Below are 16,921 nucleotides of genomic sequence, written 5' to 3' on the forward strand. Positions count from 1 at the left end.
TTGTTCGCGAAGGCGGGCCAGTTCGTCTACACCGCGCGGTTCACCGTCCTCGCTGTGATGGTCGGGCTCCTGCTCGCCACTGGCGCCTACGGCCTCGGCCTGGGGGATCGCTTGTCGCAGAGCGGCTGGGACGATCCGGGCAGCGAGTCCGTCGCCGCGGACCGCATCGTCAACGAGAACTTCGGCCGTGACAATCGCGGCGACATCGTCGTGCTGTTCACCGCGCCCGAGGGCAGCACCGTCGATGATCCCGAGTTCGCCGCGCAGGCCCAGGAACTGCTAGCCGGGGTGCGTGATCGCAACCCGGACGAGGTGCACTTCGTCGAGTCCTACTGGACCTCCGGCTTCAGCGTCATGGCTACCCGCGACCGTCAGCACGCGATCGCCAGCGTTGGCCTGCTCGGCGCCAACGACACCGAGGTGCTCGAGAACTACCAGGCCATCGAGCCGCAACTGCTCGATACGAGCCTCGATGTGGAGCTCGCCGGGCTGCAGCCGGTGGCCAACGCGCTGAGCAAGGGCATGGAGGACGACATCAAGCGGATGGAGCTGATCGCGCTCCCCGCCGTCGCCGTGCTGCTGTTCCTCATCTTCCGCGGCGTCGTCGCCGCCGCGCTTCCCGTGATCACCGGCGTCCTCACCGTCGCTGGGGCCTGGGGCGCGACCCGGCTGCTGACGAACGTGGTCGAGGTCAACGTCTTCGCGCAGTCGGTGATCTCCCTGATCGGCCTCGGGCTTGCCATCGACTACGGCTTGTTCATCGTGAGCCGCTACCGGGAGGAGCTCGCCGAGGGCTACGAGGTGCGTGATGCCGTCCGAAGAACCGTGGCCACCGCGGGCCGCACCGTGGTGTTCTCCGCGACGATCATCGCGATCAGCCTCGGCGGGCTACTGGTGTTCCCGCAGGGCTTCCTCAAGTCCGTCGCGTACGGCGCGATCGCGGCCGTGACCATCGCGGCGCTGCTCGCGGTGACGCTGCTGCCGGCGATGCTGTCGATCCTGGGCCGCCGGATCGATGCTCTCGGGTTCGCCCGCCTGCGCCCGACGCTGCCTGCCGGGCAGATGCAGCACACGTTCTGGGGGCGCATCGCCAACTGGTCCATCAAGCGACCCATGCGCGTCGCGATCCCCGTCGTCGTTGGCCTGCTGCTGCTGATCATCCCCATCGGCAATATCGCGTTCGGCGGATTGTCCGAGAAGTACCTCCCGCCGGCCAACGAGACGCGGCAGGCGCAGGAGCAGTTCGATGAGCTCTTCCCCGAGTTCCGCACCAAGCCCGTGCAAGTCGTCATCACCGGTGATCTCTCCGCCACTGGTCAGGTGCTGCGGCAGGCGAACGCCGTCGACGGCTTCACCGGCCAGTTCACCCTCGAGCAGCGCAACAGCGATGCCGTGATGCTCAGCGCCGGGCTGGTCGATGAGGCCGAGTCCGCCGCCGCGATCGAGCAGCTGCGCGCCATGGACGTTCCCGAGGGCACCGAGGTGCTCGTCGGTGGCGGTCCGGCGATCGAGCGCGACAGCATCGATGCGATGGTCGATACGTTCCCCTACATGGCGGTGATGGTCATCGTCATCACGACGCTGCTGATGTTCCTGGCGTTTGGCTCGCTCACCCTGCCCATCAAGGCCGTGGTCATGACGGGCCTGAGCCTGGGATCCACTCTCGGCATCCTCACCTGGATCTTCGTGGAGGGCCACGGCGCGGGCCTGCTGGACTTCACCCCTGGTCCGCTGATGGCAGCGGTGGTGGTGCTGATCATCGCGATCATCTACGGGCTGTCCACCGACTACGAGGTGTTCCTCGTCTCCCGCATGGTCGAGGCGCGGGCGCGCGGCGCGTCCACCACCGAGGCCATCCGGATGGGAACGGCGCAGACTGGTCACATCATCACCGCCGCGGCATTGATCCTCATCGTGGTGACCGGTGCGTTCAGCCTCTCGGAGATCGCGATGATGAAGTACATCGCGTTCGGCATGATCGCCGCGCTCATCATCGATGCGACCGTGATCCGCATGCTGCTCGTGCCCGCGGTGATGGCGATGCTGGGCGACGAGTGCTGGTGGGCGCCGGAATGGATGAAGCGCATCCAGCGGCGCATCGGGCTGCAGGAGCATGAGCTCGCCGACGAGCTCGGCCATGATGATCCCGTGCCCGTGGAGGACTCCTCGACGGCTGGCCCGGTGCCGGACCGCGTCGGCTAGCCCAGCAATGGCACGCGCCACGACCGTTCTCGCCGGGCAGGGGCCCGCCATCGCGGTGGTCTCCCTCGGCGGCGCCATGGGCGCGGCGTCCCGGTATGGGTTGTCGCTGCTCCTGCCGTATTCCGGTGGCTTCCCCTGGGCGACGTTGCTGGTCAATGCGACCGGATGCCTCGCCATCGGGGTGCTGATGGTCGTTGTCGCCGAAGCGATGAAGGGCCCCCCGCTGGCCCGGCCATTCCTCGGCACGGGCTTCCTCGGCGGATACACCACCTTCTCCGCGTACGCGGGCGAGGCAGAGGGCCTGCTCTCCGGTGGCAGCATCATGCTCGGCGGGACGTACCTCGTCCTCACTCTGCTCGCCGCGCTGGCAGCGGCTTGGGCGGGAACGCGCGCCGCCCGCCTCGTGCTCGCGCGGTCCAATGACGGGCAACCACGATGATGGACTGGCTGCTGGTCGTCATCGGCGCCGCGGTGGGCGCTCCCCTGCGGTATCTCGCTGATCGGTGGATCAGCACGTTCCATGACGGAGCGTTCCCCTGGGGCACGCTGGCGGTGAATGTCGCCGGGTGCGGGCTGCTCGGTGCGGTGACAGGGCTCGCGCTGCCCGGGGACCTCGTGCTGCTGGTGGGCGTGGGCCTGTGCGGCGCTCTGACCACCTACTCGACGTTCGCGCTCGACACGGTGCGGCTCGCCGAGCACCGTGCGCGGGGCATCGCGGGGATCAATGTGGTGGCCAACACGGCTGGCGGGCTGCTGGCGTTCGTGATCGCGGCTTCGGCAGCGGGCATGCTGTGAAGCGCGCGGCGACGTGGGGCGGCTAGGAGCCGAGCATCCTGCGCAGGGTGGTCCCGCGCGGGTGGCGGACCTTCAGCGTGCCGAACCACAGCTTGCCGCTGACCATGATCGCAAGCCGGGGCGCCGCCGCCGAAGGGGTGATGCGGGTGGTCACCGTTCCCGCGATGGTCTCCACCGCGCTCGTGTCGACAGTGGTGTTCTCGTTGACGATGAGGACGATCGTCGATGCCTTGTCGTCGATGGCGATGTGCAGGACAGGGCTCGCGAGGCGCGCGCTGGTGAAGTCCAGGGTGACGTCGCTGCATAGCGTGCGCAGCTCGATCCGGCCCGGAACGGTCCAGCTTCCTTTCCTCGTCAACGTACCGAAGCGTTCCCGGAGCAGGACGCTCCCCTGGCCCGGCCCGCTGCCCGGGATCGGCTGCGCGAGGGGCGAGGCCGGGACTGGCTCGCGCGCCTCGGCGTGCAGGCGCATGCCGGGGAGATCGATGACCACGGCGTTCAGCTCGCCGCGGGTGCGTGCCGCCATCGCCTGGTCCATGCGCTCGCCGAACTCAGCGATCGAGATGTAGCCCTGCCCGACCGCGCGCTGGAGCAGCTGGCCGATGTGCTCGCGCTCGGCATCGGATACTCGCAGGTCCTTCTCGTCCACGCCGCCCACGCCCTTTCGCCTCTGCCCGTCCTCCGCCGCGGGCCTCTCAGTATTCTCTCAACAGGGCATCAGCGCGCAACCGATGCCGATGCTCCCGCGCTGGCAGTACCGTAAGAGCGGTGAAGCTCATTCCGGGTTCGCTGTCGCGGACGCTCAGCATTCGCTGGGTGCTGTTTGTGCTTTTCATGCTCGCGTTCAACTTCCTGGGCGCGGTGTTCGTGCTCTCGTTCATCCGCTACGGGCTGCCCACCTCGCCCGGGCCGGGCCTGATCGTGCAGGGCGAGGCCAGCCAGCTGATCCTGTCCGCGTACATGGCGCTGTGCGGGCTGGTGATCCTGGGCAGCGCCATCCAGATCCTGCGCATCATCCTGCGCTGGTACGTGCGCGGCGGCCCGCCCACCCGGCGCGAGCAGCTCATGGCGATGCGCGGGCCCCTGCTCCAGGCACTGGTCCACCTCGTGCTGTGGGCGGTCGGCGGGATCCTGTTCGTGGTCCTCGTGAGGATGGAGCTGCCCGAGCTCACGGGCGCCGCCGCGGGAACCGTCATGCTCGCCGGCATCGTGGTGTTCGGCCTGTCCTACTTGATCGGGGAGCAACTGATCCGCCCGATCTCGGCCCGCGCGCTGTCGATGGGCGTGCCGGACCGGCGGATGGTCCCCAGCGTGCGGCTGCGCATGACGCTCGGCTGGATCACTGGAACACTGGTGCCCGCGGTGGCCATCGCGGCGCTGTGCATCACCCAGCTCGCCACGCCGCACATGTATGCGCCGCGCTCGTTCGCGTGGTCGGTGCTGATCGTGGCCATCGTGATGATGGTGGCGGCGATGATCACTACGGCGCTGCTCTCCGGGCAGGTCTCCATCCCGCTGCGGGATCTCACGCGCTCGGTGACCGAGGCGCAACGGGGCGATGACGTGCAGGTCGAGGTGTACGACGGCAGCGAGGTGGGGCTGCTGCAGGTCGGCTTCAACCGCATGATGGCCGACTCCGCGGAGCGGCGCGTGCTGCGGCAGCTGTTCGGGCAGCATGTGGGCGAGGATGTCGCCCGGCAGGCGTTGAAGTTCGGCACCGAGCTCGGTGGCGAGACGCGGTTCGTGGCGGTGCTGTTCGTCGACATGGTCGGTTCCACGCGCATCGTCGCGACGATGCAGCCCGCCGAGGTCGTGGCGATGCTCAACCAGTTCTTCAACATCGTGATCGGCGTGGTCAAGCGCCACGGGGGGTTCGTCAACAAGTTCGTCGGCGACGAGGCGCTCGCGGTGTTCGGCGCGCCCCTGTACCGGGCGGACGCCCCCACCGCGGCGTTGTCGGCGGCGCGCGAGCTGCGTGCCGAGCTCGAGGACCTGCCCGATGTGCGGATCGGCATCGGGGTGTCCTCCGGCACGGTCGTGGCAGGCAATATCGGTTCGGTGGAGCGCTTCGAGTACACCGTGATCGGCGATCCCGTCAACGAGGCGGCACGGCTGACCGAGCTGGCGAAGAAGCGCCCCGGCAGCGTGCTGGCATCCAGCCACACCGTGTACTTCGCCAGCGAGGAGGAGCAGGAGCACTGGGAGCTCGGGGAGCTCGTTGCACTGCGCGGACGCATCAAGCTGACCCAGCTGGCCTGGCCACGCGCCCGCGGCGCCACGCAGGCCACCACCGCGATTCCCTCCAGCGCTGAATCGCGATAACAAACCACCACCAACGCCACGTGGCGGCACGCGAGTCGATACTCTGGCGACGTGACATCGTCCGCGCAGCACCCCGATGGGGCCACGGCACCTAGCGTGGATGCTGCCATGCGGGGCAAGGGAGGTCGCTTCCGCCGGTGGCGGATGGTCGCGGCCCTGGTGCTCGCGGCACTGCTCATCATCCAGGGGGTGGTGCTGTGGCCGACATTCTCCGACTCGGTGCGGGCCATCCGCGAGCTGCACGTCGGCTGGTTCCTCGCGTGCATCGCGGGCACCGCGCTATCGATGACCGGTTTCGGGGGCGTCCAGCGCGTGCTGCTGCATGCTGGAGGCGTGGAGGTATCGCAGCGGCGCTCCGAGGCGGTGCTCTACGCCTCGACGGCAATGACGCTGACGCTGCCCGCGGGACAGGTATTCTCCGCGGCCTTCACCTATCGGCAGACGCGACGCTGGGGCGCCACGCATGTGGTGGCGACCTGGCAGCTTGCCATGGCCGGGGTGATCGCCACGGCCACGCTGGCGGTCGTCGGGACGATCGGTGCCATCGCGGTGGGCAACAGCATCAGCCCGCTGACGCTCAGCATGTCCTTGCTGGGCGTGCTCGCGCTGGTGCTGGCCCTGCGGTTCGCGCAGCGCAATCCGCGCCGCCTCGAGCATGTGGGCCGGCGGATCGTGGGGCTGGCGAACAGGTTGCGGCACAGGCCCCCGCGCCAGGGCGTCGATCGGGTGCGGGCCGTGCTCGACCAGATCGAGGCCGTGCGGCTGGGCCCGTGGGATGCCACGCGAACTTTCTGGTGGTCATTGGTGCATCGCAGCACCGATGTGGCGTGCCTGTGGTTCGCGTGCCTGGCCGTGGGGGCGGATCCGCGCATCGCTGGCCTGATCATCGCGTTCACCGCGTCCAAGGCCGTGGCATCGGTACCGCTCGCCCCCGGCGGCATCGGCACCGTGGACGCGACGCTGGTGGTGGCGCTCACGGTCTCCGCGGGGCTGCCCGCCTCGCAGGCGCTCGCCGCGGTGTTCGTCTACCGGCTGGTCACCCTGGTGCTGCTGAACATCGCGGGATGGATCGTGTTCCTCGTGATGTTCCGCTCCGCCCCGGCCAGCGAGGACCAGGCGGCGCCGGCCCCCGGGCATGCCCCTGCTCCGGCTGGTGGCGCGGACGCGCGCGAGCTGCCAGGCACCGCTGCGCGCCGCCCGCATGATCGCGAAGGGGCGTGAGCCGGTGAGGAGCCCTGCGCGCCCATGAACCGACTTGATGTGCTCCGGCAGCTCGCGCACCCCATCGTGCTGACCTACGTCCTGAGCGTGCTGATGGTCTCGCTCATCGCGGCCATGACCGCGCTGGTCCTGGTCGGCACCGTTATCCCTATCCCCGCGCTGCCGGACCCAGTGGGGATCTGGGAGCGCAACGTCGCCTGGTCAGTGGTAGGCGGCAGCATCGTCGCGATCACCGCGCCCCTGATCCACTTGCGCCTGAGCTGGGCCAACCTCGAGTGGCTGGCGCGTGGCGGCCTCCCCCGCCCGCACGAGGCACGGGTCGCGCTGCGCCAGACCACCCGGCAGGTCGTCGTGGAAGCGATCACCTGGGCCGTCGCGGTGATCGGCTTCGTCGTGATCAACGTGAGCATCGGCTCGACCCAGCTGATCATCCTGATCATCATCACGCTGTCGATGTCGGGCGCGGTATCGACGGCGCTCAACTACGTGCTCGGCGAGCGCATCCTGCGCCCCTTGACGGCGATCGCGATGTCGGTGGAGACTCCCGAGCAGATACATGCCCCCGGCGTCGGCGCGCGCGTGCTGCTCATCTGGGGCCTGACCACCGCGGTTCCCACCTTCGGGATCGTGCTGGTGTCCCTCTCGCAGATCGTCGACCAGGAGGGGCCCGTCAATCCGGGCCTCAACCTCGCCGTTCTCGTCCAGGTGGCAATCGCGATGGTGATCGGCATGATCGGGATCGTGGCGGTATCGCGCTCGATCTCCGATCCGCTCCGGCAGGTGAGCAATGGCATGTCGCGGGTCGAGGCTGGGGATCTTGGCATCCGGGTCAATGTGTACGACGGCTCGGAGATCGGCGAGCTGCAGACCGGCTTCAACCGCATGGTGCTCGGCCTGTCCGAGCGCAGGCGGCTCTCCGAGCTGTTCGTCAAGCATGTCGGCGAGGAGATCGCGCGGTCCGCGATCGAGCAAGGGAACAACAGGGGTGGCTCGCTGGTGACCGTGACAGCGCTTGTCGTCGACCTCGTGGGCTCCACCACGATGGCGACCACGCATTCTCCCGAAGAGGTGGTGGGCGCGCTGAACGAGTTCTTCGAGCATGTCGTCGACGAGGTTGCCGAGCACGGTGGCTTCGTCACCAAGTTCGAGGGGGACGCGGCGATCGCTGTCTTCGGCGCGCCCATTTCCCTGAGCGATCCCGAGCACGAGGCGCTCGAGTGCGCGCTGGCGCTGCACCAGTCGCTGCGTGGCCGCATCGCCCTGGACTTCGGCATCGGTGTCGCCACCGGCACCGCGCTGGCCGGGAACATCGGCGCCACCAACCGGTTCGAGTACACCATCCTGGGCGGCCCCGTCATCGCTGCCGCCAGTCTCAGCGACCTGGCCAAGAAGCGCCCGGGCCGGGTCGTGGCAAGCGCGGTGACACTGCTCGCCGCGCCCCGCCAGTCTCCGCACTGGTCGTTCGTGACCATCGGCGACGAGCGGGTCGCCGAGCCCCTCGCGCCCGACGAGGTGACGGAATGACCGCTACCCGGACCGGGCGCAGGCCCGTCACCCAGCAGTTCGTCGATATCCTCAACCAGCTGCTCAAGCCCGTCACCATCGCGTATGTCACTTCCTTGACGGTCACCAACGTCGTCGGCGTCATCGTGAGCTTCGCGTTGCTGCGCTACATCATCCCGCTGCCAGCCAATGCGGCCGTGACCCCGGACATCCGGGCATCGAACACCATGCTCCTCGTCACTTCCATACCCCTCGCGGTCGCCGTGGCCTGCGCCATCTCGATCTGGCACGGGCGCCCGATCTTCTTCTGGATGAAGCACGGCGGAATACCCTCGACGCGGCAGTACGAGCTGATCGTCAGCGCCCCGGCCCGCCAGACCGGCCTGATCGGCATGCTCTGGTTCGCCATCGGCATCATGTTCAGCGTCAGCATCGTGCGCACCGGAAGCCCGCAGCTCGTGGCGATGGTGTTCTCGACCTTCGTGTCCAACGGCATCATCTGCTGCGCGATCAGCTACTTCGTCGCGGAGCGGATCCTGCGCCGCACCATCGCCGACGCCATGAGCGGCCGCAGCGTGGACTCGCGGTCCGCGACGACCGTCGCGCTGCGCCTGATGATGATGTGGCTCGTCACCGCCGCGATCCCCCTGGTGTGGATCGCATTCGTCGTGTCGTTCCGGTTCTTCTCCTCGTTCCTGCCCGATACCGAGCAGACCGCATCGGCCGTGGTGATCCTGGGGCTCCTCACCATCGTGGTGGGGTTCTTCGGCATGGCCGTCGTCGCGCGGTCCATCGCCGACCCCATCAAGCAGGTCAGCTCCGCGATGACCCAGGTCCAGTCGGGCAGTTATGACATCTCGGTGCCCATCTACGACGGCTCGGAGATCGGCCGCCTGCAGTACGGCTTCAACCAGATGGTGCGGGGGCTCGCCGAGCGGCAGCGCATCTCGGAGCTGTTCGGGGCACGGGTCGGCGAGGATGTCGTCCAGGAAGTCCTCCAGCGTGGCGGCTCGCTCGGCGGCGAGCTGCGCGAGGTATCGGTGATGTTCGTCGATCTCGTCGGCTCGACGCGCCTGATCGAGACGTGGCCACCACATCGGGTCACCGCGATGCTCAATGAGTTCTTCGAGGTCGTTGTCGATACCGTGCATGTCCACGGCGGCATGGTCAACAAGTTCACTGGCGACGCGGTGCTCGCGGTGTTCGGAGCGCCGGTCGCGCGCGCCAACCATGCCGGTGCCGCGCTCGCTGCCGCCCGCGAGCTGCGATCCCGGATTCCCGCGACGACGAAGCTGAACTTCGGGATCGGCGTCTCCGTCGGCAAGGCCGTCGCGGGCAACGTTGGCGCCCGCAATCGCCTCGAGTACACCGTGATCGGCGATCCCGTCAACGAGGCCGCCCGCCTGACCGACCTCGCGAAGTCCTGGAACGGGCGGGTCCTCGCGGCCTACAAGGTGGTGCGGCAGGCCGACGCGGCGGAGGCCGCGCGCTGGCAGCCAGCATCCGCGGTGACCCTGCGGGGCCGCCCCACCCCGACCAGGCTGGCCGTTCCGCGCTAGGCGCGATGCGCCCGCTGGCGGCGCACTGGTCCCCGATCGGTCGCAACGGCTAGTCTGGCCTCGTGCATTCCCCTCGCGTTGTTGCTGCCGCCATCGTCGTTGATGTTGTCGCGATCATTGCTTTCGCCACGGCCGGTCGCATCACTCACGGTGAGATCGTGACGCCCGGTGCCGTCCTGGAGACAGCCTGGCCCTTCCTCATCGGGCTGGCGGCGGGCTGGTTCACCGTGCTGCGCGCGCTCGATTCCGCCGACGTGACCAAGCTGTTCCCCGCGGGCGTCGCGGTGTGGGCATGGACCATGGCCGGCGGCATCGTCCTCCGGCTGCTCACCGCGACCGCGATCCCGTGGCCATTCATACTGACCGCGGCGATCATCACCGCGGCACTGCTGCTGGGCTGGCGACTGATCGCCAGGATCTTCATCCGGCTGCGCGGCGGGCATGCGCCCAGTGCCGCGGCCTAGGCGCCCGCGCCGCTGCTAGTTCTTGCCGCCGCTGCTCGGCCGTTCCGTGGTGGGCACGCCCGCGAGAGGGGCTTCCGTGATGACGGCGGCCTCGTCCGTGCTCGTGGCCTCCTTGTCAACGAGAGGATCCAGGAACCGGCCAGCTACCGCCACGGCGCCCGTGGCGGACGGATCGGTGACAAGGACGGCGAACGCCAGGTTGCCGTCCACTCCGATGAACCAATCGTTGATGCTTCTCCCGGCATCATCGCTGGCGGAGCCAGTCACGCCGATCAGGCCTCGGTACTCCGCCAGGCTCGCGGCGGCACCCGTTTCCACGAATCCCCGCATGAGCCGCTGGGCATCCCGCAGCACCGGATAGGCGATTCCTGCCGTTGGCTCGCCAGTGATAGCCGGACGGCCCCGCAGGAGCATCGGGGCCGGCGTGGTGCCGCGCGCGATCGTTGCCGCCATCAGCGCCATGCTGAACGGCGACACCATGGTGCCACCGGCCCCGAGCGCGGTGGCCACGCGATCAGCGGTCGATCCTGTCATCGGGATCGTTCCGGACACCGTGGTCATGCCGGGGATCGAGAAGTCCCTGCCAAGGCCGAGGCGCACCGCCGTGCCGTGCAGCTCACCGCTGTCCATGCCGGTGGCGAGGTCCGCGATGGTGGTGGCGCAGGATCGCGCGAACGCCTCGGCGAACGTCACCTCGGCGAGATCGAGCAGGCCAGGGTTGGCGACATGCCGATCTCCGTACGTGCCCTCGGGCGGGCAGGAGACCGTCGACTTGTTGGTGATCTGTCGATTCTCGAGCGCAGTGATCGCAGTGACCATCCCGAAGACCGGCCCCGGCTCGTACAGGCCAGCGAGCGCGATAGGACCGATGACGTCGGCGGCGGGATTCTGCGCGACCGATAGGACAGCACCCGTGCTGGATTGCAGCGCGACGATCATGGCGGGGCTGTCGGCGACAGACTCGACGGCCCGCTGGGCGGCGAGCTGGACATCGAGGTCCAGCTCGGTGGTTATGTCAGGCAGCGGGATCCCTGGGGACTGCTCGAGCACCGTCACCGCCCCGCTCCGGTCGACGAGCTCGACGCTCCAGCCCGCGGAGACATCCTGGCGATGCTGCCATTCGGCACGGAGCTGGGCGAACAGGGGCGAAGCAAGGTCGTCGCGAGCGGTGAGGATGCCCCGCCGCTGCTCCACCGATACACCACCCATGCTGGCGATCTGGTCGGCGAGCGGCTGGTAGTCCTCGTCGCGCAGCTCGACGACGGGAACCTCCTGGCCCTGGCCCGCGTTGATCGCGAGCAGCAGCGAGGCGGGGGTGATCCGCGGATCCACCGGAGAGAGCAATCCCGCGAGATCCTCCGCCAGACGGCCGTTGCTCGATGCCTCGGCAGGGTCCACGGTGACCACGTGGACGATGGACTGCGCGAGGAGCGGAGCCCCATCGCGGTCCAGGATCTCGGTGGGCGGCGGCGGTTCGGGCCGCAGGCGCACCGTTTGCTGATCGGTCATCCCGGGGATGATGACATCGGGGCGCCAGACGATCCGCCAGCCATCGCTGGTCTGCGAGGCGAGCCCCGTCGTGGAGAACACCCACCGTCGCGGCCCGTAGGCACTCTCGCCCAGGTCCCAGGCCGCGCCCAGAGTGAAGCTGGCCTCGTCGCGGTCCACGTCGAGGCCCTGCACGGCGAACTCCGCGCCATTGCCCGAGAGGGCACCGAAGATGGCGGCAAGGCCATCGCCTGCCCGCGAGGGCTCGGTGGTGAGGCTCGCTGCCGCATCGAGGTCACCGGCCGCCAGGGCCGTCGTGAAATCCCGGATCACCGGCAACGGCGAGGGAGCCCCGGCAGGGTCTGCCTCGCACGCGGTGAGCATCACCGCGCCCAGCATTCCCGCGAGCGCCAGCGCCAGCGCCGCGCGGTAGCGGCGTCGCGCGGGGAACAGGGCTGCGGGGCACACAGACCCGATTGTGCCTGTCCGTTTCAACTATGCGTAGCCAGCAGCGTGATTCTTACCGGAATCCCAGGCAAGCACCCGGCCCGGGCGCACCCTATCCTGGGGTGCGTGACTACCCCCGATGCGACCCCATCCTCGTCCAGCTCCGACCTGCTCGTCGATGCGTTCGCGCGGTACATGATCGAGCAACTGACCGGCGAGCGCTTCGTCGAGCTCGTGCACAAGGAAGTCGATCATGCGCTCGAGGCTGCCGAGATGCTGACCCTCGGCGAGGTGATGACCGCCGAGCAGGTGGCCGGAGTAGCCCTGAAGTATGCGTCCGAGTGGCGCATCGAGGGCGCGATCCCGGAGCTCTCCGGGGAGATCGCGCGGCGCGTGCATGCCCGCACGCTCCTCGCCAGCGAGGCTCCCATCAGTGATGTCGTCGACGATGAGCACTTCGCGGGGCTCGCCGAGAAGGTCACGAGCCTGCCGGCGTTCCGCAGGCTCCTCGAGGAGATCGTCAGCAGCCCGGTGACAGCGCGCTGGATCTCGTTGTTCCTCTACCGGTCCGCAGCGGGCAAGCTGCATCGGCAGCACGAATCAGCGCGGGCGCTACCGGGCCTGGGAACGCTGCTCGACGTCACCGAGCGGATCACCTCGAGGATCGCGCCGCGAGCAGGCCACTCCCTGGAGATCGCTGTCCGGGAGCTCGCCGAGCGGACCACCCAGCGGCTGATCTCCCGCACGCACGTGGACGGAGTCCTCTCGGACAACGAGCCGCTCGTCGAGGCGATCCTCGAGCTGTGGGACGAGCACTCGAGCGATCCCGTCGGATCCGTGATCGCTGCGGTCGACCCCGATGACATCGAGGACTTCCTCATCCTGGGCTTCGAGTTCTGGCGCGACTTCCGCCAGACCACCCATTTCCGGAGCATCGTCAGCGAGGGCGTGGCCTACTTCTTCGAGAAGTACTCCGCCGTGACCCTCGCGGAACTGCTCGACGAGGTCGGGGTCAGCCGCGACGACATGATCGAGGAGGCGCTGCGCTTCGCTCCCCCGATCCTCGAGCTCACCGCCGCCAACGGCATGCTCACAAGCATCGTCCAACGGCTGTTCGGCCCCTTCGCGCACAGCGACGAGGTGCAGGCCCTGCTGCTCGACGGGCCGCGCTCCTAGCGAGCTAGCCCGTGCGCGCCGAAACCAGCCGAGGGGCAAGCCACTCCAGCAGGTCCCCGAGCACCTGCTGGCGCTCCGGCTCGTTGAACACCTCGTGATAGAGCCCGTCGTACACATGCAAGGTGCATTCCGTGCCGGTGACGAGCTCCGGGATCATGCGGCTGCCCGAGACGTCCGCCAACTGGTCGGCGCTGCCATGCAGGACGAGCGTCGGCACGCGCAGCGCCGGGATGCGCGCGGGCAGCGACTCCATCGTCAGCACCAGGTGCCGGGCAATGCCGGCCGGGATCATGCCGTGATGCACCAGCGAATCCGCCTTGTACCGCTCCACCACCTCGGGATCGCGGGAGACCGATGCGGGATCGATCTTCTCCACCGGCACCCACGGCAGGAACCGCCCGAGCACCTTGCCGACCGCGATGACGACCTTGGGCGTACCCGTGGCAAGCCTCACCGCCGGCGCGGACAGCACCAGCGCATCGAGATCGCGCGGGCGATCCAGCGCGTAGGTCAAGGCGATCGCCCCACCCATGCTGTGGCCCAGCAGGATCAGCGGCACGTCCGGCACCGCATCGCGAGCAATGCCCAGCATCGTGCCCAGATCGTCGAGGAAGTCCTGCCACTCCCGCAGCGCCATGCGACGTCCAGCCGATCGGCCATGGCCCCGATGATCCAGCGCATACACCAGGATGCCCCGCGCGGTGAGCTCCGCCGCCACATCCGCGTAGCGCCGGGCATGCTCGCCCAGGCCATGCGCGATGACCATCACTGCCGTGGGATCGGCATCAGGCTTCCATACCTGGTAGACAATCTGTGTTCCCTGCACGCCATTGAACGATGACTCCGAATGCTCCACGGGCTCGATTGTAGGCACCCGATCGTTCGGAGCGGTGGTGGCGCAGCGGGCGCGCCCGCAGAACGCACGCGAACGGAATAGCTGACATGCCCCCTCGATCACCTCGGCCATCCATGCCCCGGCCCTCGTCCTCGGTACGCATCGTTCGCGCCGAGGAGCGCTTCCGCACCAGCACCACCTGGTCCGATGCCTGGTACAGCTTCTCCTTCGGGCCGCACTACGATCCCGCCAACACCCACCACGGCTGCCTGCTCATCCACAACGACGAGACCCTCGCGCCCGGCACCGGCTTCGACCTTCACCCACACCGCGACAACGAGATCATCACCTGGGTGCTCGAGGGCAGCCTCGTGCACCGCGACACCAGCGGCAACACCGGCATCATCCGCCCCGGCCAGGTGCAACGGCTCAGCGCAGGCAGTGGCATCGAGCATTCCGAGCGCAACGACCCCGCCCCCGGATCCACCGACCTGCCCAGTGCCCACGTCCGGTTCCTGCAGATGACCGTGACACCGACCAGCACCGGTGGTACCCCCGACTACGCGCAGGCCGACGTCAGCACCGCGCTCGAGGGCGGGACGTGGGTCGTCCTCGCCTCCGGCATGGCCGAGCACCAGCGCACTGCCGCCGTCACGCTCGGCAACACACACGCTGCCCTGCACGCCGTGCGGCCTGGTGCGGGCACTTCGCTCGAACTGCCCTCGGCCCCGTGGATCCACCTGCATGTGGCGCGCGGAACTGTCACGTTCCGGGGCGGGGCGGTAGCGGACGATTCCGGCGGCGCGGCTTCTGGCGGCGATCGCCTCGGCGGCGAGCTTTCTGGCGAGCCTTCTGGCGGCGAGATCGAGCTACGGGCCGGGGACTCCGTGCGGCTCACCGGCGCGGGTGGTGGTTTCACGGCTGGCGAGGATGGTGCCGAGGTGCTGGTGTGGGAGATGCACGCCGGGCTGTGGGGGTAGCGCTGCGGGTTTGCGGCGGGCGTCGCTTAGGGGGCGTCGGGCAGCGAGGGTGTTAGCGAGGATGCAAACGCGATAGAAACCGCGGGGAATCCGGGCCAGCTTCTATCGCGTTTACCCGTTTCCGGTGCTTTTGCCGACCAGGCCGCTCACCGATAATGGCGGCCCCCGCGCGCAAGGCCACCCGCCCAGCACACCACCATGATCGCGTTCCGGCCACCTGGCCACGAAGGATGGGGCAGCATGGGATCGAGCGGGCCGCCACGCAGGCCGGGCCGCGCCCCAGCATGCCGGAAGGAGGAACCGACGAGTGGAGGTCGTCATCGCGGCCGATCCCTCCGGGGTCGCCAGGGCTGCTGCCGATATCGTCGCTCGCGCGCTCCGGCACCGGGTGGTCAACCTGGGCGTCGCGACGGGTTCCTCGCCGGTGCCCACCTACCAGGAGCTGGCCCAGCGGGTGCAGCACGGCGAGTTGTCGTTCGCCCACGCGCGGGTGTTCCTGCTCGATGAGTATGTGGGCCTTCCCCGCGGGCACGCGGAGTCCTACCACCAGGTGATCCGCCGCGATCTCACCGAGGCCGCGGGCATTCCCGAGAGTCGTATCGAGGGGCCGCGGGGTGATGCGTCCGATCTGATCGCCGAGGCTGATCGCTACGATCACCTGATCACCACGCATGGGGGCATCGATCTGCAGATCCTCGGCATCGGCACGAATGGGCACATCGGGTTCAACGAGCCGCCGTCATCGCTGTCGAGCCGCACCCGCGTAGTGGCGCTTGCCGAGCAGACGAGAATGGATAACAGCCGGTTCTTCGATCACCTCGATGACGTGCCCCAACTGGCGCTCACACAGGGCCTGGGCACGATCAGCGAGGCGCGCGAGATCGTGCTCATCGCGACGGGCGCGCGCAAGGCACCCGCCGTCGCTGCCGCCGTGGAGGGGCCGCTGGCCGCCCGGTGCCCGGCGTCGATCCTGCAATGGCATCCGCGCGCGACGTTCGTCGTGGATACTGCGGCGGCGAGCAAGCTGGAGCTGCCAGCCTATGGGCGCGACCACTCAGGCACGCGCGATCGCCCCTAGTCGTGCCGAGTCCCGGATATCGACCGCGCTGTAGCGGATCCCGACCAACCCGTCGCGCTCGAACTTCTTGAGCACCCGGTTGAGGGATTGCCGCTGCACGCCGAGCATCGCTGCGAGGGTCTTCTGCGGCAGTTCCACCACATCTCCGACGGCCTCGGCGAGCAGCGTCTTCGCCACCTGCTCGGCCAGGGTGCAGCCGAGCAGGTCGATGATGCGGTTCTGGCTCGTGGCAACACGCTGGGCGACACTGAGCAGCCAGCGCCGCGCCACGGTGGGCCGCTCGGCGAGAAGCGCATCGAATGCCTTGCTGTCGAGGAACAGCAGCGTCGCTCCTTCGAGGGCGTGCGCGTCGTAGGGCATGTTCATGTCCAGGAAGTGCTGCACGTCGCCATCGACATCGCCGCCCCGCAGTACTTGCACCACGAGCTTGCGCGGTCCGGTGCCGACGGTGAGCTCCACCCTGCCGGACTTGACGATCCACACCCCGCCCGGCGGGGAGTCGGAGTGGAAGATCCGCTCGGCGAACTCGTAGGAACGCACCTGGATGTGCTCGGCGAGGGCTGTGACGTCCGAGACGGTCAGCGGTGCCGCCTCGCCCCGGCCCACGCACCGCGCCACCCACGCGGCATGGCGCAGGCCGGCGTCGTTATGCGGATCATCGCCGAGCAGCGCGGCGGCGCGACCCAGCGGAGCACGTGATAAGCCCGGGACTCCCATGCCCTCCATGGTGCCTGCTCGGCCTCCCGGTCGGGGGATCACGCGCCCGGGTGTAAGGAGTTTGTCATCTCGGTGACACGGCGGCAGCGCGGCGCGGCGCCCCTGCATAGCGTCGATAGCGTCATCGATACTGC

General features: G+C 68.8%; 15 protein-coding genes. 11 read left to right on the forward strand and 4 right to left on the reverse strand.

Annotation, left to right across the window (positions count from 1 at the left end; genetic code table 11):
• From FXO18_RS14710 to FXO18_RS14720, 3 genes are read left to right on the forward strand one after another with little or no spacing between them, the layout of a single operon-like run.
• Positions 1 to 2,202, forward strand: a complete 2,202-nt coding sequence (locus FXO18_RS14710; RefSeq protein WP_149361890.1) for an MMPL family transporter — start codon at positions 1 to 3, stop codon at positions 2,200 to 2,202.
• 7 nt (positions 2,203 to 2,209) lie between these two features.
• Positions 2,210 to 2,641: a fluoride efflux transporter FluC gene (locus tag FXO18_RS14715; RefSeq protein WP_149361891.1), complete on the forward strand. Its 432-nt coding sequence runs from the start codon at positions 2,210 to 2,212 to the stop codon at positions 2,639 to 2,641.
• Positions 2,638 to 2,997: a fluoride efflux transporter FluC gene (locus FXO18_RS14720; RefSeq protein WP_235900692.1), complete on the forward strand. Its 360-nt coding sequence runs from the start codon at positions 2,638 to 2,640 to the stop codon at positions 2,995 to 2,997. The genes FXO18_RS14715 and FXO18_RS14720 overlap by 4 nt, the downstream gene beginning before the upstream one ends.
• A gap of 22 nt (positions 2,998 to 3,019) precedes the next feature.
• Here FXO18_RS14720 and FXO18_RS14725 read toward each other — a convergent pair whose 3' ends face one another.
• Positions 3,020 to 3,655 carry a DUF1707 SHOCT-like domain-containing protein gene (locus FXO18_RS14725; protein WP_235900693.1) on the reverse strand — a complete coding sequence of 212 codons (636 nt, stop codon included), beginning with the start codon at positions 3,653 to 3,655 and terminating at the stop codon, positions 3,020 to 3,022.
• A 167-nt stretch (positions 3,656 to 3,822) separates the two neighbouring features.
• Between FXO18_RS14725 and FXO18_RS14730 the strand changes: the two genes are divergently transcribed.
• From FXO18_RS14730 to FXO18_RS14750, 5 genes are all read left to right on the forward strand, one after another.
• Positions 3,823 to 5,319 carry an adenylate/guanylate cyclase domain-containing protein gene (locus tag FXO18_RS14730; RefSeq protein WP_149361950.1) on the forward strand — a complete coding sequence of 499 codons (1,497 nt, stop codon included), beginning with the start codon at positions 3,823 to 3,825 and terminating at the stop codon, positions 5,317 to 5,319.
• Positions 5,320 to 5,370: 51 nt separating this feature from the next.
• Complete coding sequence (locus tag FXO18_RS14735) at positions 5,371 to 6,540, forward strand: lysylphosphatidylglycerol synthase transmembrane domain-containing protein (RefSeq protein WP_235900694.1); 1,170 nt, start codon at positions 5,371 to 5,373, stop codon at positions 6,538 to 6,540.
• Between the two features lie 24 nt (positions 6,541 to 6,564).
• Positions 6,565 to 8,064 (forward strand): adenylate/guanylate cyclase domain-containing protein, encoded by a 1,500-nt coding sequence (locus FXO18_RS14740; protein ID WP_149361892.1) that lies wholly within the window; start codon positions 6,565 to 6,567, stop codon positions 8,062 to 8,064.
• On the forward strand, positions 8,061 to 9,602 hold the full coding sequence (locus tag FXO18_RS14745; protein WP_149361893.1) for an adenylate/guanylate cyclase domain-containing protein: 1,542 nt from the start codon (positions 8,061 to 8,063) through the stop codon (positions 9,600 to 9,602). Before FXO18_RS14740 ends, FXO18_RS14745 begins: the two co-directional genes overlap by 4 nt.
• Positions 9,603 to 9,664: 62 nt before the next feature.
• Positions 9,665 to 10,066: a DUF3054 domain-containing protein gene (locus FXO18_RS14750; RefSeq protein ID WP_149361894.1), complete on the forward strand. Its 402-nt coding sequence runs from the start codon at positions 9,665 to 9,667 to the stop codon at positions 10,064 to 10,066.
• A 15-nt stretch (positions 10,067 to 10,081) separates the two neighbouring features.
• Here FXO18_RS14750 and FXO18_RS14755 read toward each other — a convergent pair whose 3' ends face one another.
• The gene (locus FXO18_RS14755; RefSeq protein WP_149361895.1) at positions 10,082 to 12,022 is read right to left on the reverse strand and encodes a penicillin-binding transpeptidase domain-containing protein; all 1,941 of its coding nucleotides are present in this window, start codon (positions 12,020 to 12,022) and stop codon (positions 10,082 to 10,084) included.
• 105 nt (positions 12,023 to 12,127) lie between these two features.
• On the opposite strand from FXO18_RS14755, the gene FXO18_RS14760 reads away from it, so the two are divergent.
• The gene (locus FXO18_RS14760) at positions 12,128 to 13,177 is read left to right on the forward strand and encodes a hypothetical protein (protein ID WP_149361896.1); all 1,050 of its coding nucleotides are present in this window, start codon (positions 12,128 to 12,130) and stop codon (positions 13,175 to 13,177) included.
• A 4-nt stretch (positions 13,178 to 13,181) separates the two neighbouring features.
• Here FXO18_RS14760 and FXO18_RS14765 read toward each other — a convergent pair whose 3' ends face one another.
• Positions 13,182 to 14,033 (reverse strand): alpha/beta hydrolase, encoded by an 852-nt coding sequence (locus tag FXO18_RS14765; RefSeq protein ID WP_149361897.1) that lies wholly within the window; start codon positions 14,031 to 14,033, stop codon positions 13,182 to 13,184.
• An 86-nt stretch (positions 14,034 to 14,119) separates the two neighbouring features.
• Here FXO18_RS14765 and FXO18_RS14770 point away from each other — a divergent pair, with 86 nt between their 5' ends.
• Entirely contained in the window at positions 14,120 to 14,992 is an 873-nt protein-coding gene (locus FXO18_RS14770; protein ID WP_235900695.1) for a pirin family protein, read from the forward strand.
• A gap of 307 nt (positions 14,993 to 15,299) precedes the next feature.
• Entirely contained in the window at positions 15,300 to 16,070 is a 771-nt protein-coding gene (locus FXO18_RS14775) for a glucosamine-6-phosphate deaminase (RefSeq protein WP_149361898.1), read from the forward strand.
• Here the strand turns inward: FXO18_RS14775 and FXO18_RS14780 are convergent.
• The gene (locus FXO18_RS14780) at positions 16,047 to 16,787 is read right to left on the reverse strand and encodes a Crp/Fnr family transcriptional regulator (protein WP_149361899.1); all 741 of its coding nucleotides are present in this window, start codon (positions 16,785 to 16,787) and stop codon (positions 16,047 to 16,049) included. The two genes, FXO18_RS14775 and FXO18_RS14780, sit on opposite strands and share 24 nt — an antisense overlap.
• Positions 16,788 to 16,921: the final 134 nt, after the last annotated feature.

This window comes from Lolliginicoccus suaedae (assembly GCF_008312885.1).
GTDB classification, from domain to species: Bacteria; Actinomycetota; Actinomycetes; order Mycobacteriales; family Mycobacteriaceae; genus Lolliginicoccus; species Lolliginicoccus suaedae.

Bases quoted from the DNA above. Each gene is read 5' to 3' on its own strand.
- FXO18_RS14715 (WP_149361891.1), top strand. From the start codon at position 2,210: ATGGCACGCGCCACGACCGTTCTCGCCGGGCAGGGGCCCGCCATCGCG.
- FXO18_RS14720 (WP_235900692.1), top strand. From the start codon at position 2,638: ATGATGGACTGGCTGCTGGTCGTCATCGGCGCCGCGGTGGGCGCTCCC.
- FXO18_RS14740 (WP_149361892.1), top strand. From the start codon at position 6,565: ATGAACCGACTTGATGTGCTCCGGCAGCTCGCGCACCCCATCGTGCTG.
- FXO18_RS14745 (WP_149361893.1), top strand. From the start codon at position 8,061: ATGACCGCTACCCGGACCGGGCGCAGGCCCGTCACCCAGCAGTTCGTC.
- FXO18_RS14770 (WP_235900695.1), top strand. From the start codon at position 14,120: ATGCCCCCTCGATCACCTCGGCCATCCATGCCCCGGCCCTCGTCCTCG.
- FXO18_RS14780 (WP_149361899.1), bottom strand. From the start codon at position 16,787: ATGGGAGTCCCGGGCTTATCACGTGCTCCGCTGGGTCGCGCCGCCGCG.